This is a genomic window from Bacillus sp. jun7 (assembly GCF_051034795.1).
Taxonomy (GTDB): Bacteria; Bacillota; Bacilli; order Bacillales; family Bacillaceae; genus Bacillus; species Bacillus velezensis.
In genome coordinates this window covers 3,105,344-3,119,900 of sequence record NZ_CP093219.1, presented here as the reverse complement: position 1 = coordinate 3,119,900, position 14,557 = coordinate 3,105,344, and the positions used below count along the sequence as shown (strand labels likewise).

At 49.4% G+C, this 14,557-nt stretch carries 13 protein-coding genes; 2 read left to right on the top strand and 11 right to left on the bottom strand.

Annotated features, from left to right (window positions below; genetic code table 11):
* Nucleotides 1-173 precede the first annotated feature (173 nt).
* The gene (helD, locus tag MJQ52_RS15320; protein ID WP_025853855.1) at nucleotides 174-2,489 is read right to left on the bottom strand and encodes an RNA polymerase recycling motor HelD; all 2,316 of its coding nucleotides are present in this window, start codon (nucleotides 2,487-2,489) and stop codon (nucleotides 174-176) included.
* A gap of 172 nt (nucleotides 2,490-2,661) precedes the next feature.
* Nucleotides 2,662-3,270: a trimeric intracellular cation channel family protein gene (locus MJQ52_RS15315; protein WP_007410017.1), complete on the bottom strand. Its 609-nt coding sequence runs from the start codon at nucleotides 3,268-3,270 to the stop codon at nucleotides 2,662-2,664.
* Nucleotides 3,271-3,492: 222 nt separating this feature from the next.
* On the opposite strand from MJQ52_RS15315, the gene MJQ52_RS15310 reads away from it, so the two are divergent.
* On the top strand, nucleotides 3,493-4,293 hold the full coding sequence (locus MJQ52_RS15310; protein ID WP_025853854.1) for a zinc-dependent metalloprotease: 801 nt from the start codon (nucleotides 3,493-3,495) through the stop codon (nucleotides 4,291-4,293).
* Nucleotides 4,294-4,327: 34 nt separating this feature from the next.
* Here MJQ52_RS15310 and MJQ52_RS15305 read toward each other — a convergent pair whose 3' ends face one another.
* The 6 genes from MJQ52_RS15305 to csoR all read right to left on the bottom strand — a co-directional run bounded on the left by MJQ52_RS15305 (nucleotide 4,328) and on the right by csoR (nucleotide 10,887).
* A complete protein-coding gene (locus tag MJQ52_RS15305) occupies nucleotides 4,328-4,747 on the bottom strand; it encodes a disulfide oxidoreductase (protein ID WP_025853853.1) in 420 nt (139 codons plus the stop codon).
* Nucleotides 4,737-5,408: a DsbA family protein gene (locus tag MJQ52_RS15300; protein ID WP_025853852.1), complete on the bottom strand. Its 672-nt coding sequence runs from the start codon at nucleotides 5,406-5,408 to the stop codon at nucleotides 4,737-4,739. Before MJQ52_RS15300 ends, MJQ52_RS15305 begins: the two co-directional genes overlap by 11 nt.
* A gap of 117 nt (nucleotides 5,409-5,525) precedes the next feature.
* On the bottom strand, nucleotides 5,526-7,637 hold the full coding sequence (locus tag MJQ52_RS15295; protein ID WP_071543372.1) for a heavy metal translocating P-type ATPase: 2,112 nt from the start codon (nucleotides 7,635-7,637) through the stop codon (nucleotides 5,526-5,528).
* 149 nt (nucleotides 7,638-7,786) lie between these two features.
* Nucleotides 7,787-10,216, bottom strand: coding sequence for a heavy metal translocating P-type ATPase (locus tag MJQ52_RS15290; protein ID WP_094247500.1), 2,430 nt, complete (start codon nucleotides 10,214-10,216; stop codon nucleotides 7,787-7,789).
* 83 nt (nucleotides 10,217-10,299) lie between these two features.
* The gene (gene copZ / locus MJQ52_RS15285; protein ID WP_015240581.1) at nucleotides 10,300-10,506 is read right to left on the bottom strand and encodes a copper chaperone CopZ; all 207 of its coding nucleotides are present in this window, start codon (nucleotides 10,504-10,506) and stop codon (nucleotides 10,300-10,302) included.
* Nucleotides 10,507-10,581: 75 nt separating this feature from the next.
* Nucleotides 10,582-10,887, bottom strand: coding sequence for a copper-sensing transcriptional repressor CsoR (gene csoR / locus MJQ52_RS15280; RefSeq protein ID WP_013353610.1), 306 nt, complete (start codon nucleotides 10,885-10,887; stop codon nucleotides 10,582-10,584).
* Nucleotides 10,888-11,025: 138 nt separating this feature from the next.
* Here csoR and MJQ52_RS15275 point away from each other — a divergent pair, with 138 nt between their 5' ends.
* Nucleotides 11,026-12,066, top strand: coding sequence for an oxidoreductase (locus tag MJQ52_RS15275; RefSeq protein ID WP_044052898.1), 1,041 nt, complete (start codon nucleotides 11,026-11,028; stop codon nucleotides 12,064-12,066).
* A gap of 44 nt (nucleotides 12,067-12,110) precedes the next feature.
* Here MJQ52_RS15275 and azoRB read toward each other — a convergent pair whose 3' ends face one another.
* The 3 genes from azoRB to MJQ52_RS15260 all read right to left on the bottom strand — a co-directional run bounded on the left by azoRB (nucleotide 12,111) and on the right by MJQ52_RS15260 (nucleotide 14,553).
* Nucleotides 12,111-12,746 (bottom strand): FMN-dependent NADH-azoreductase AzoRB, encoded by a 636-nt coding sequence (gene azoRB, locus MJQ52_RS15270; protein ID WP_094247921.1) that lies wholly within the window; start codon nucleotides 12,744-12,746, stop codon nucleotides 12,111-12,113.
* 194 nt (nucleotides 12,747-12,940) lie between these two features.
* Nucleotides 12,941-14,269 (bottom strand): LLM class flavin-dependent oxidoreductase, encoded by a 1,329-nt coding sequence (locus tag MJQ52_RS15265; RefSeq protein WP_094247499.1) that lies wholly within the window; start codon nucleotides 14,267-14,269, stop codon nucleotides 12,941-12,943.
* Nucleotides 14,266-14,553, bottom strand: a complete 288-nt coding sequence (locus tag MJQ52_RS15260; protein WP_094247498.1) for a glutaredoxin family protein — start codon at nucleotides 14,551-14,553, stop codon at nucleotides 14,266-14,268. Before MJQ52_RS15260 ends, MJQ52_RS15265 begins: the two co-directional genes overlap by 4 nt.
* Nucleotides 14,554-14,557: the final 4 nt, after the last annotated feature.

The following is a 14,557-nucleotide window of genomic DNA, read 5'->3' as shown; positions in this document are numbered from 1 at the left end:
GATATCCACCTCACAAGGAATTAAACGTAACGTACGTTATTTCTATAGGAATTGTCAAAATAATATTCTAATTGAAACTTTACCGAAAGTTTGTATGTAAGTAAAATATATAATCATGATGACAACGATTAAGATTACTAATGATAAAAAGCCCTTTGCACTCGGCAAAGGGCTTATACGAATAAGCCGGCGGGCACTTCTTTTATAAAAGGAGAGGGTTCTCCCGGAGACAATACGGTCAAATGATGCATCGCCCGCGTACAGGCCGTATATAACAGCTTACGGTCATGTTCGCTATTGTACTGGGCAGCAGAGGCGTCAGCGGCAATGACGGCGTCAAACTCAATGCCTTTTGCCAAATAAACGGGAATGACGCATACCCCTTTTTGAAAAGGCTGGTTTTCTTTATTGATCAAGCGGACACCGCTCTCGGCGCTGACTGCCTGAAACACTTTTTTGGCTTCCGCGGCCGTTTTGCAGATGACGGCGATCGTCTCCCAGCCTTTTTGTCTGAGCTCCCGGATTGTATCCGTCAATTGTTCCTGCCGCGCATTTTCTGTATCCGTCCGCAAAACACGCGGTTTTTCCCCGTTCCGGTTAAAAGGCTCAATGTCATCGCCGTCAGCCAGCAGCGCTTTCGTAAATTCAACAATCTGCCGCGTCGATCTGTAAGTCCGCTTCAGGCTGACATACTTTTCTGCACCATTGCGAAAGCAGCCGGCGAGGGAAGAAGGGCCCGTAATGGTGTGGGCATAAATCGACTGGCTGACATCACCGAGCACCGTCATCTTTGCCGCCGGGAAGATGCTTTGAATATACGTGAGCTGAAATGAGGAATAATCCTGCGCTTCATCAATGAAGACGTGCTTCATTTGTGTGTTTTTTCTTTTTCCTTCTAGCAGATCCTGCAAATACAGATACGGAGCGGCATCTTCATACAGAAGCGACCGTTCTGCAAATGCGTTTCTGGTCAAAGCGCCGATGCTCTCCCAATGATCGGGCTTTTCATCAGCTCCCCAGTCTGAAAACAGCCGGAGATACATCCGTTTTATATCGAGAAAGCCGAGCCGTCTGACGGCCTGCTTAATCGGTTTAAAGGCTTTCCCGACAATAATGGCTGCAAGCAGGCGCTGTTCGCGCTGATGGTCGTCAAATGCAGGTTCATCATCTGCCGCCTGCTTCTTGAGTGTTTGATAAACCTCAGCATAGTCTTCCTTATCAAGCAGCTCGCTCTCCTGCAAGACCCATTCCTTCTTACGCTCCTTTTTTTCGAGAGCGCTGATTTCCGCGAGAAGCCATTCCGCCGTCAGCTCCGCTCTGTTCGGAATCGGCAGCTGCTGATCAAGCGAATAAAAATAGGCTTCAATCCGCTCTTTTGAAATCAGGATGTCTCCCCGAAAGCTGATCTGTTTACATATCAGGCCGGAGACCGAAAGCGACCCGGCATAGCGGTCAATCAGGGCCTGGAAAGCTGGTGACGCTTTGTAAGCAATGGCTGCGAGCCTTACGGAAAGTGCGTCCTGATTTTGTTCAGTCAGGCAATATTCAAGCTGCTCGTACGGGCTTTCACAATCAAACTTTCGTCCGAGACGGCGGATGATATATTCCTGAAAGGTGGCCTGCTCCATATTCTCTTCTCCCAGTTCCGGCAATACGGCGGAAACATAACTGTTAAACAAAATGTTCGGGGAAAACAATACAATCTGACGGGCATCAAGCACCCCGCGCCCGCGGTACAGCAAGTAAGCGGCCCGCTGAAGCGCCGCGGATGTTTTCCCGCTCCCGGCGGCTCCCTGAACGATGAGATATTTGCTTTTTTCATCCCGGATGATTTCGTTCTGTTCTTTTTGGATGGTTGACACGATGTTTTTCATATGCTGTCCGGAATGGCCGCTCAGCACCTCTTGCAGCATTTCGTCACCAATCGTCATATCCGTGTTAAACATCGCTTTAAGCGTCCCGTTTTTAATGATGAACTGCCGCTTCAGTGTGATGTCTCCCTCTATCGTTTCTTCCGGAACTTCATAGCGTGCTTTTCCCGGAGAATATTGATAGTAAAGAGATGAGATGGGCGCGCGCCAATCATAAATGAGAAATTGCTCGTTGTTTTCATCCATCAAAGAAGTCAGCCCGATATAAATCCGCTCGGAAGAGGACTCCCCTTCTTCCGTAAAATCGACACGGCCGAAGTAAGGAGAGGTTTTCAGCTTTTGGATTTTTTGAAGCTGCCGGTATTGAAGCCGATGCGTCCGTTCACGTTCTGAAAGCATTTCCGCCTGCTGTTTAATGCTTGAAAATGTCTCAGCCGCTTCATGGGCGTCATCCATATTCACGGTGACATCATCCCAAAACGTTTTTCTCAGGCCGACAATATCCTGCTTCAATCCGCCCGATGAGGCTTCAAGATGAGTTTGTTTCTGTTCCAGTTCCTTCATGACAAAATTGATTCTTTCCTGCTCTTCTTTCCACTCTTTATCACGTTTTGCCATCAGCGGCACCTCCGAGATCAAGCTGACAAATCCGGCTTTCCTCATACAAACATATATGCAACATATTATTCAGCATTATGGTCAAATACCCTTTTTCTTATCATATCGGGCGTCTTTTTTTATCAGAAGCGAGTTATGCAGAAAAACCGATTTCTTTTATGAAATCGGTTTTTTACTGATCTATATGATAGGAACGATTCGGCAGGCGCCACCTGAACACATAACTGCAGATGCGGCATGCCACAAGCACAAGAAACAGCACATACAAACCGGCGGCATCCCCGGCCCAGCCGAGGCCCACGATTAACCCTCCGAGCGCGGCCCAGACTGCATAAATTTCCGCCTTGAGCACAAGCGGCTTTCTGCCCGCGAGCAGATCCCGTATGATGCCGCCCCCGCTGCCGGTCAGGACCGCTGCCGCAATCACCGCACTGAGCGGATGGCCCATTTTCACGGCATATAAAGCGCCTTGGATGGCAAACGCCGATAGCCCGATGGCATCGGATAGGTTGCCCCATTTACTCCAATGTCTTAACAGCAGCTTCGGAAACAAAAAGACAATCGTAACTGATGCGAGAGCGATTTGAAAAAACGCGCCTTGCTCCCACAAGGCGGAGACCGGAACACCGATCAGCAGATTTCGGATGGCTCCTCCGCCGAACGCCGTTACAATCCCCAAGATATACACGCCTAAAATATCATACTCCTCTTCCATCGCAACAATCGCTCCGCTGACCGCAAACGCAATGATGCCGATTACACTAAGCAGCTCCCAGGCCATTCCATATGCTCCTTTTTATTTGTTAAATTTTCTGACGACCATTAGATTTTATAATCGCTTTCTCTTAAAATCAACCTTATTTTTGAAAGATTCTGATTCCTAATCCAGGACAACCTCACCCGCAACCGCTGAGAGCGAGAATATTTTCCTATTTTATACTTTAATGGAAGGTTTATCGGAAGTTTCATTGAATACTTTCTCTAACAAAAAGGGGGTTATGAGATGAAAATCAGTTCACTTGTTTTTCCTGTTTTATTGGCCGCCGGATTAATTCCCGGCCTGCCGTCAGCCGAAAGCCATACGCATTCGCACACTCATGCGGAGCCGGCGAAAACGGTATATACGGACCCGCTTCCGAAAGCCGATCATTTTAAAGATCTGAAGGGCCCGGTCCAAGTTGAACAGACGGTTGACACAAAAATTCTGGATGAGAACGGCAAGCAGGTCGGCACGAAACGATTCAATGCCAATGTCAGTCAGGATAAAGCCTCAACTAAAGCCAGCACGGGCTCCCAGAAGGTCAGAGTGCTGGCGGTGGCGGACGCTGAATACCGCGCCAAATACAGCGACTGGCAAACGCGAATCGTCCAGATCGTGGAGCAGGCGGATGTCGCTTTTAACCGTGATCACAACATTGATTTCGTCGTACAGGCCGTTCAGGCTTGGAATTCCTCCGGCTCAAACAGTTCTCAGATTTTATCGAATCTCCAAAGCAGCTTCAGAAATCAAAATTATCATTTTGTCGTCGGTTTTACCGCAAAATCGAGTTTTGACGCCGGCGGTATCGCGTATGTATATAACGGCAAACCGAGCGGCCCGGCTTTCAGCGTGAACCTTGATCAAGGAACGGCCAACACGGCGAAAGCGGCACAGCACGAGTTTTCCCATAACTTCGGACTTCAGCATGACGCCCAAGGCAGCGGCATCCGCTGCGTCATGAATTATGATTATGCCTATTCCGTGGATATTTGGGACAGCTCCCATAACAGACAGATTGCGACAAACAAAGCTTGGTACAAATAATAGAAAAAGAGCCGCTCCCCATGGAGCAGGCTCTTTATTTTGCCGTGCGTTCCGTTTTGACAAAACACATGCAGATAATAATGAGAATAAATGCCGTCAATGCCAAGAAAGGAATGGTAATGAAACCGAACCAGTTAATATATTCAGATGAGCAAGGCACGCCGTACACACACGGCTTGATGCCGCTGAAACCGGGCACCTTCTGCTCAAGGTAATGCATGGTCGATATAAATGCGCCGATGACGGCCATCGGCAGCACATATTTTTTCACGCGCGTGTCACCCTGGAAGGTGGCGATTCCTAAAATCAGGACAAGCGGATACATGAGAATTCTTTGATACCAGCACAGCTCGCACGGTATGAATTTTCTGATCTCGCTGAAATAAAGGCTGCCGAGCATGGCAGCAAGAGCTATCACCCAAGAAGCATATAAAAATACGATTCTATTTTTCATTTTTCAGCTCTTTCTTAATCGTTTTTGAAATCTCCTCATAATCAGAGAATTCTTTAATCACTTTGTCATTTACGTAAATCGTCGGTGTCGCCGTAATGTTTAATTTATCATTCAGGTCAGTGTCAGCTTTCAGCTCTTTTGCAAAAGTCTCTTTATCAAGGTTTTCCTTCAGCTTGTCAGGATCAACCTTTTTCGCGGTGCTTTTGACCGTTTTTTCAAGCAATGCAGGCGTGACCCATTCCTGTTCGCTTGACGGCTGCTCTTCAAACAGCTTTTCATGGAAAGCCCAGAATGATGCCGGGTCTTCCTTCCACACCTCTTCTGAAGCAAGTGCCGCCAGACGCGAGCCGCTTCCGTGGTACATGACGTTCACAAATGAAAATTTCACGTCGCCTTTATCGATAAAATCTTTTTTGATTTTCGGAATGATATCGCTGTTAAATACTTTGCATGACGGACATTTGTAATCTCCGAATTCAACTACCGTAACAGGCGCGCTGTCTTTGCCGAGCACGGGCTGTCCTTTAATGGAAGGCTGTTCGGCGACTGTTTCGCCCGCTTTTTCCGTTTGGTTGTTAATAATTACGATGGCCGCAAATAAAACGACAACGATTAACGTCAGAATCACCGCAAATTTCGCAGACGATTGTTTCTTTTTCACTCAGACACCTCATTGTTTTTAAAATAAAAAAGAAGCGGATGCCGGATGGCCCGCTTCTCTATTTTACCAAGACAACCTTGTTTAAGAAAACCCTGAAAAATGAATTATCTTTGACAATTATTCCGCTTTCACTCTCATGACGCGCATCGCGTTGGCAACGGCGATCAGCGTGACGCCTACATCTGAAAAGACCGCTTCCCACATGGTGGCGAATCCGAATGCGCCAAGCAGGAGAAAAATGATTTTTACACCTAAAGCAAATCCGATGTTCTGCCAGACGATCCGGCGTGTGCGGCGTGCAATCCGGATGGCTTCGGCTGCTTTTGACGGCTGGTCTGTCATCAGGACGACATCGGCCGCTTCGACGGCGGCATCAGAACCGAGAGCCCCCATGGCAGCTCCGATGTCAGCTCTGGCAAGCACAGGCGTATCATTAATCCCGTCGCCGACAAACATCAGTTTTTCATTCGGTGAAAGCGCCGCTTCAAGTTCTTCGACGCGGTCTACCTTGTCACCCGGCAAAAGCTCTGTGTACACGTCATCAATACCGAGCTCTCGGCCGACAGCTTCTCCGGTCTGCTTTGAATCACCCGTCAGCATCACTGTCCGCTTCACGCCGAGCGCTTTTAAATTGGCAATGGCCTGTTTGGCGTCCTCTTTGATTTCATCTGCGATCACGATCGCCCCCGCATACTGCTGATCAACGGCGACATAAACGACGGTTCCGTTATTTTCAGCTGTGCCGGAAGCGATTTGTTCTTTTGCCATCAGTTTTTGATTTCCGGCCAAAATCGTTGATCCGCCGGTTTTCACCCGAATGCCGTGTCCGGGTATTTCTTCATATTCTTCAATCTCCTCAGCCGCTAACGGTTGATTGTAAGCTTCACGGATGGAAGAAGCAATCGGATGATTGGAATGGACTTCTGCAAGCGCGGCTGCATGAAGCAGGCTGTCATTCGTAAATCCTGCCGCCGGTTTGATATCAGTCACGGCGAAATTGCCTTTCGTTAAGGTTCCCGTTTTATCAAACACGGCGTATGCCACCTGATTGAGCGCTTCTAAATAGTTGCTGCCTTTCACGAGCACCCCTGCTTTAGACGCAGCCCCGATACCGCCGAAAAACCCGAGCGGAATGGAGACGACGAGTGCGCACGGACAAGAAATCACAAGGAAAATCAGCGCGCGGTACACCCAGTCGGATAGCGCGGCTGAAGGCACGAGAAGCGGCGGTAAAAAGGCGAGAAGCACCGCAACAATGACAACGGCCGGTGTATAGTACTTGGCAAACTTCGTAATAAAGTTTTCCGTTTTCGCTTTGCGTCCGGCCGCATTTTCGACCAGATTCAATATTTTTGACACGGCAGAGTCTTCATACCCTTTAGAGGTTTCAATATGAAGCACGCCGTTCTGATTCATAAATCCGGCCATCACCTCTTGCCCCGGCTCCGCTTTTCTCGGCACGGATTCGCCCGTTAAAGCGGATGTATCCACCATCGAGGAACCGCTCAGCACCTTTCCGTCCAGCGGAATCCGTTCTCCGGGATTCACGACGATGACCTGTCCGACTTTGACGTCCTGCGGGGGAACGGCAGCCATGCCGTTTTCCGTTTTCACATTGGCGTACTCAGGACGGATGTCCAATAACGCGCTGATCGATTTTCTGGATCGGCTGACGGCCGCTCCCTGAAACAATTCACCGATCTGGTAGAACAGCATGACCGCGACGCCTTCCGGATATTGATGAATGATAAATGCGCCGATTGTGGCAAGCGCCATCAGAAAATGCTCATCAAATACCTGGCCGCGGACAATATTTTTTCCCGCTCTGGCTACGATATCGCCGCCGATGATCAAATATGAAGCAAAAAAGAGCAGAAACTCAAGGACGGCGCCCGTGTGCGCGAAGTAAGCGATGACGGCCAAAACGGCGCCCGCCGCCAATCTCACTAACATCAGCTGCAGCTTTTTGCGGTATTCATCCTCACCGGGTTTGTCTTCGTGCTTCGAACGAACGGTCACATGAGGATCAATGGACTTTACTTTTTTCGCGACTTCGTCTTTCATCCATTGCTCGTTTTTCCCGCCGGCTGAGACCGTGATGGTGCTTGCCGCAAAATTGACAGCACAGCCGTCTATGCCGTCAATGGCTTTTACGCCGTTTTCTATTTTTTTTGCACAGTTGCTGCAATCAAGTCCGTCTAATACAAATTCACCTTTGGCTGCTTTCATTTTCGACTCACCCTACTTTCCGTAATAGGATTCCCATAACATCAATACAGCTAAACGAATTTATATATATGAACATATACTCATATATGTGTTTTCTCTATTATATGCAGGCTTTGAATAAAGTGTCAATAAAAAAGACAAAACCGGCATCAGCCGATTTTGTCTTTTTTCACCTTCTGTAAACGCAAGGCATTAAGCACGACCGATACCGAGCTGAATGCCATGGCGGCGCCTGCCACCCACGGAGCCAGAAAGCCGGCTGCCGCAATCGGAATGCCGATGCTGTTGTAGCCCAATGCCCATCCTAAATTCTGCTTGATGTTTCTCATGGTCAGCCTGCTCATGCCGATGGCGTCGGCAATGCCGTTCAGGTCTCCGCGGATCAGCGTAATGTCCGCTGCTTCCATTGCGATATCGGTGCCGGTGCCGATGGCCATCCCGATATCGGCCACAGCCAGCGCCGGAGCATCATTGATGCCGTCACCGACCATCGCCACGCGCCGGCCTTCTTTTTGCAGCCGGGAAATTTCCGCCGCCTTTTGTTCGGGAAGCACTTCGGCGATCACGCTGCCGATGCCCGCGGCTTTTGCAATGGCTTCCGCGGTCTTTTTGTTGTCACCGGTCATCATGATGACGTCAAGCCCCATATCATTCAGGCGTTTCACCGCGGCCGGAGATGTTTCTTTGATGGTATCGGCGACTGCGATAAGCCCCGCCGCTTTGCCGTCTGCCGCAATAAGCATCACCGTTTTTCCTTCCGCCTCCAAGCGGGCCATGTGCGGAAGCAGCGCCTCATGTTCAATGTGTTCTGATTCCATCAGCCGTCTTGATCCGGCTAGAATCGTTCTGCCGTCGGCCTCTGCATAGATTCCGGAACCGATCCGGGCTTGAAACCGGGTGAGTTTCGGGATGGAAATCCCCCGTTTTTCGGCTCCTGACACGATGGCTTCTCCGAGCGGGTGCTCTGATCCCGTTTCGGCGGCAGCCGCCAGCCGCAGGAGTTCCTCTTCGTTCATTCCATCTGCCGGTACGGCGTCTGTCAGCACCGGTCTGCCGTTTGTCACCGTTCCTGTTTTATCCAGTACGATGGTCGTCAGACGCTGGGTCTTTTCTAGATGCTCACCGCCTTTAAAGAGAATGCCGAATTCAGCTGCGCGGCCGGAGCCCGCCATAATGCTCGTCGGAGTGGCGAGGCCCAGTGCGCACGGACAGGCAATGACAAGCACGGCGATGAATTTGCCGATCGCTTCAGAAAACTGTCCCGGCGCCGCCCATACATACCAAATGAGAAAAGTCAGCACGGCCAGCCCCAGCACAATCGGGACGAAAATGCCTGAAATGTGATCCGCGAGCCGCTGAATGGGGGCTTTTGATCCTTGGGCTTCTTCCACGATTTTAATAATGTGTGCAAGCGCGGTATCTTTCCCGACATTCACCGCTTTGATTTTGAGAAAGCCGTTTGCATTGATCGTCGCCCCGGTGGCGGTGCTTCCGGGAGACTTATCGACAGGCATGCTCTCTCCCGTAATCATCGATTCATCAATCGCGGAATGGCCTTCAATCACTTCGCCATCGACAGGAACGCGTTCTCCAGGTTTCACGTATACGATATCCCCCGTCCGGACCTCGTCAATCGGAATTACCTGTACTTTGCCGTCCCGCTCAACCGCCGCCGTCTTCGCCTGAAGCTTCATTAGCTTTTTAATCGCTTCTGATGAGCGGCCTTTTGCTTTCATCTCTAAAAGCTTTCCAAGCAATATCAAAGTCAGCAAAATGGCGCTCGTTTCATAATAAAGCCCCTCAGCATGTCCGTCTCGCCCGAGAGACGCAATCGTCATGTACAGGCTGTATGCGTAAGCGGCCGTCGTTCCGAGCGCAACGAGAACATCCATATTGGCGCTTTTGTTTCTCAGCGCCTTGTACGCTCCCGTATAAAAAGGCCAGCCGATGACGAGCTGCACCGGGGTGGCAAGCGCGAATTGCAGCCACGGATTCATCAGGATATCCGGCATCCAGATAAAAGAAGTAAAAGAAAAATGGCTGACCATCGACCATAAAAGCGGAAAGGAGAGAACGGCAGAAAATATCAGCCTGATCAGCTGCTTTCGCTGCTCTTTCTCCTTTTGGGATAATCCGCCGTCTCCATCAACCGCTTTCTTCCCGTCTAATCGGTAGCCGAGTTTTGCCACGATCTCTTTCAGCTCTTTCGGTGTCACCTCTTTCGGATTGTATTCAACGGTGACTGTTTCCAGGGCGAAATTCACCGGTGCGCTCACAACGCCCTCTGTTTTGTTCAGGCGCTTTTCAATCCGGTTGGCGCAAGCGGCACACGTCATGCCTTCAATCTGAAAATCGGCTTTTTCCGTCACGACGTGATAGCCGAGTTTTTCAATTTTATCCTTTATGGCGCCAGCTTCGATTTTGTCAGGCTGATAAGAAATATTTGAGGTCTCAAGCGCAAGATTGACGGAAGCGTCATTGACGCCGTCCATCCGTTTCAGCCCTTTTTCAATTCTTGAAGCGCAGGCGGCGCATGTCATGCCTCCCACCTGAATGGTCATTTCTTTCGGTTCACTCAATGTCCTCATCTCTCTTCATAAACCCCATGGGGGTATAATTATGATAAAAGAAAACCGCGCCCGTTCCCGAAGCGCGATAAATCCTATACGACGTCATACCCTTGATCTTCAATCGCGTCTTTTATATCTGATACGGAGACTTTGTTTTCATCAAACGTCACATCCACCTGTCCGGCTTCCAATTTCACCTGAACCGCCGTCACTCCGTTCAGTTCTCCCACTCCGGTCTCTACTGCTTTTACGCAGTGCTGACAGGACATGCCTTCGACTTGCAGTGTTTTTTGTTCCATGATGATTCCCTCCACGTCTTGTTTTTTCTTTTTTATGTTACCATACCCCTGTAGGGTATTTCAAAACATTTTATTTTACGATTTCGCGATTTTTTTCACAACATCAAGCAGCTCGGCAATCGCCTGCTCCCCGTTTCCGCTCTCAATGGCGCCGGCTACGCAGTGATGGGCGTGATCTTCCAGCAGATGAAACGCGACTTTCTGCATGGCCGCCTGCACGGCTGAAATCTGCACGAGAATATCCACGCAGTATCGTTCGTTTTCCACCATATTCTGAATGCCCCTGACTTGGCCTTCAATCCGTTTCAGCCGGTTCAGAATCTGGTCTTTTTCTTTGGCGCTTTTATGATTTAACGATTGATGCTCGGTATGTTTGTCCATTTTCCACCTCGGTTTTGTTCTTCGTTACCTTCATTATACAGACTTGAAAATCCGGTGTAAAAAATTTTCAACACACAAGTTTTACCAGTACACCCGCGGGGTATATATTGTTATCACATATCATGAGGGGGAAGTTCATTGAAAACGATACAGGTTGGCATATTGGGATATGGTTTGTCCGGGAAAGTCTTTCATGCGCCGCTTTTGGACGTCCTTGATGATTATCAGATCAAAAAAGTCATGACCTCCAGAACGGAGGAGGTCAAACGTGATCTGCCGGGGGCTGAAGCCGTGCGCGCGATTGAAGACATTACCGGCGATCCTGACATTGATCTCGTCATCGTTACGACACCGAGCGGAATGCATTATGAATCAGCGATGAAATGTCTCCTGGCGGGAAAACACACCGTCGTGGAAAAACCGATGACGGCGACTTCAGCAGAAGCGGAGGAGCTGAGAAGAACGGCTGAAAATAAAGGCGTCTTACTGAGCGTGTACCACAACCGGCGGTGGGACAATGACTTTTTAACGATACAAAAGCTGATTCGGGACGGGGCGCTTCAAGACATTCATACATATCAAGTCAACTACGATCTGTACAATCCGGTTGTCCAAGAAAGATGGCGCGAAAAAAGCGGACCCGCCACGGGAACGCTGTATGATCTCGGTTCACATATTATTGACCAGACACTCCTGCTTTTCGGAATGCCGGAATCCGTCACGGCACATGTGATGAAACAGCGGGACAACAGTGAAACCGTCGATTATTTTCTGGCCGCGCTCCATTACGGCAAACTTCAGGTCATTCTTCAATCCGGCTCCATGAATGCGGCAAACGGCCCGCGCTATCAGATTCACGGACGGAATGCAAGCTTTATCAAATACGGAAAGGACGGACAGGAAGAGGCGCTTTCAGCCGGCCAAAAGCCGATTGACGACAGCTGGGGCGCCGATGACCCTGACAACTTCGGAGAGCTGACAATCGCAGCGGATGAAAAAAGGCATACAGAAACAATCCCCTCTGAGAACGGCTCTTACCTTACGTACTACAAACTGCTGGCGGACAGCATCTTAAACGGAAAACAGCTTCCCGTTACGGCAAAAGAAGGCATCGATGTCATCCGTGTCATTGAAGCGGCGATGAAAAGCAGCGAGCAAAAACGGACGATTGCCCTTTAATATAAAAAAACCTCCCTGCCGACGGCGGGGAGGTTTTTTTAAGATCAGAATGATTTTCCGGCTTCTTTCGCGCGGGCAATCGCATCTTCTTTAATTTGCTGTGCTTTATTCGGTTCAGCATTATGGCCTTCAACGATTAAACCGTCAAAAGAAGGAACGCCGAAGAAGTTCATCATGATGCCGATGTAACGGTGGCCCATTTCCATCTCAGCCGCCGGGCCTTCAGAGTAATAGCCTCCGCGCGCCTGAATGTGGAGCGCTTTTTTGTCAGTCAACAGGCCGATCGGGCCTTGCTCTGTATATTTGAATGATTTTCCGGCTACAGCCACAGAATCAAGGTACGCTTTCATAACAGGCGGGAATGAGAAGTTCCAAAGCGGTGTGACGAATACGTATTTGTCAGCTGACGCGAATTGATCGCTCAGCTCGTTCAGACGGCCGACTTTCGCTTTTTCGTTTTCAGAAAGCTCTTCAAATCCTGTGCCGGATTGAAGTTTTCCCCAGCCGCTGAATACATCCGCGTCGATATGAGGAATGTTCTCTTTGTAAAGGTCGATATGTACAACCTCATCATTCGGGTTTGATTCTTTATAAGAATCGATAAACGCTTTTCCTGTCGCCATGCTGTAAGATGTCTTTTCATCATGAGGATGAGCAGTGATATAAAGTACTTTTGCCATTGTAAACAGCCCTTTCGTTTTCAAATTACACACACATTTATTATGAAATATGAATGTTTTTTTATACTGATCAGTTCTGTAATAATTATAGTTACAAAAAATTCTTTTCGCAACAATAATATCTCGAAATCAGTATATTTTTTAAAAAAGGCTGTAATGACGGGAATGGCAAGCAGCAGAAAAAGCAGAAACATTTAGTTTCTGCTCAAAATCGGATTTGGTTTGCAGACCGGAATATCCAACCCGAGATTCCCCCGCAGTGTATCCGCCGGATAGCTTTTTCGGTACAGCCCCTTTTCCTGAAGGATCGGTATGACTTGATCTACAAAGGCTTCAAGCATGCCCGGGATGTCAGAGTGAATGATAAACCCGTCCGCCGCTTCCCGCTGAAACCATGTTTCAATTAATGATGCCACACGTTCCGGTGTCCCGATAAAGTTGGTTCGCGGAAACGCGGCTTCGCGCGCCACTTGACGCAGCGTAAGATTCCTGGCTTTCGCCTCTCTTTTGATACGGTCTGTCGTGCTTTGAAACGCGTTTTTCCCGACGTCGCCCAAATCAGGAAACGGCTCATCCAGCGGAAAACGGCTCAGATCATAATCGTCAAAAAATCTGGCCACATATTTAACGGCGTTCTCTATCGGTATCAGCTCGGCGAATTCCTGATATTTCGCTTCCGCTTCTTCTTGTGAACCGGCTATAATCGGACTGATTCCCGGAAAGATCCGCAGCTTGGAAGCATCCCGGCCGTAATCCGCCGCCCGCTTCTTCACATCATCATAAAAAGCTTTCGTTTCCTCAAGTGAATTGGAGTGCGTAAAGACTGCATCTGCATTCCTCGCGGCAAACGACCGGCCGGTTTCTGAAGACCCCGCTTGGAAAACGACCGGCTCTCCCTGTTTGGACCGGCCGATATTCAGCGGGCCCTCCACTTGAAAATACTCGCCTTTGTGATACAGGCGATGCAGTTTGTCAGGGTCAAAAAACTGCCCGGTTTCTTTGTTGCGGACGAAGGCATCTTCTTCCCAGGAATTCCACAGACCGCGCACCACGTCCACATGTTCCTGGGCGATGTCGTAGCGCCGGCTGTGGTCGGGAAGGCTTTCTTTGCTGTGATTGCGCGCGGCTCCCGCCTGCGGAGAGGTGACGAGATTCCAGCCCGCCCTGCCGCCGCTGATATGGTCAAGAGACATCAGCTGTCTTGCGATGGTAAACGGCTCAGTGAACGAGGTGGAAAATGTGCCGATTAAACCAAGATGGGTTGTAGAGGCGGCAAGCGCCGATAAAATAGTGATCGGCTCAAACCGATTTAAGAAATGCGGGATGGACTTTTCAGAAATGAACAAGCCGTCCGCAATAAAAGCAAAGCTGAACAGCCCTCTTTCAGCGGTCTGCGCTTTTTGCCTGTAAAACGCCGCATTCGTGCTTGCTGTCGGATCGGCGTCGGGATGACGCCAGCCGTCCGTTGTGCCGCCGACACCGTGAATCATGGCTCCGAATTGAATTAGATCCGTCCGGCTCATTTTCTCTCCCCCTTTTCCCCCTCGTAATCGGCAAGCGCCCGTTCTACATGCTCAATGCCGACTTGAGTAACGGCCTGATACACACGGCTGTCACCGCTGCCGATTTCAACGACGGGAACATGACGGATGCCGTACTTCGTCTGCAGCACGTCACGCAATTCGTCCCGCTCTGTCACATCAATTGTTTCGTATGCCACGGCTTTTTCCCGCAAATATCCTTTCACTTCATCACAATAGGAGCAGCCCTGTTTGCTCCAGACCACTACGTTTACTTCATGACTCATGTTC

Excerpts from the sequence above, each read along its gene's own strand:
- helD (WP_025853855.1), bottom strand. The coding sequence starts at position 2,489 with ATGGCAAAACGTGATAAAGAGTGGAAAGAAGAGCAGGAAAGAATCAAT.
- MJQ52_RS15315 (WP_007410017.1), bottom strand. The coding sequence starts at position 3,270 with ATGGCCTGGGAGCTGCTTAGTGTAATCGGCATCATTGCGTTTGCGGTC.
- MJQ52_RS15310 (WP_025853854.1), top strand. The coding sequence starts at position 3,493 with ATGAAAATCAGTTCACTTGTTTTTCCTGTTTTATTGGCCGCCGGATTA.
- MJQ52_RS15305 (WP_025853853.1), bottom strand. The coding sequence starts at position 4,747 with ATGAAAAATAGAATCGTATTTTTATATGCTTCTTGGGTGATAGCTCTT.
- MJQ52_RS15295 (WP_071543372.1), bottom strand. The coding sequence starts at position 7,637 with ATGAAAGCAGCCAAAGGTGAATTTGTATTAGACGGACTTGATTGCAGC.
- copZ (WP_015240581.1), bottom strand. The coding sequence starts at position 10,506 with ATGGAACAAAAAACACTGCAAGTCGAAGGCATGTCCTGTCAGCACTGC.
- csoR (WP_013353610.1), bottom strand. The coding sequence starts at position 10,887 with ATGGACAAACATACCGAGCATCAATCGTTAAATCATAAAAGCGCCAAA.
- azoRB (WP_094247921.1), bottom strand. The coding sequence starts at position 12,746 with ATGGCAAAAGTACTTTATATCACTGCTCATCCTCATGATGAAAAGACA.
- MJQ52_RS15265 (WP_094247499.1), bottom strand. The coding sequence starts at position 14,269 with ATGAGCCGGACGGATCTAATTCAATTCGGAGCCATGATTCACGGTGTC.
- MJQ52_RS15260 (WP_094247498.1), bottom strand. The coding sequence starts at position 14,553 with ATGAGTCATGAAGTAAACGTAGTGGTCTGGAGCAAACAGGGCTGCTCC.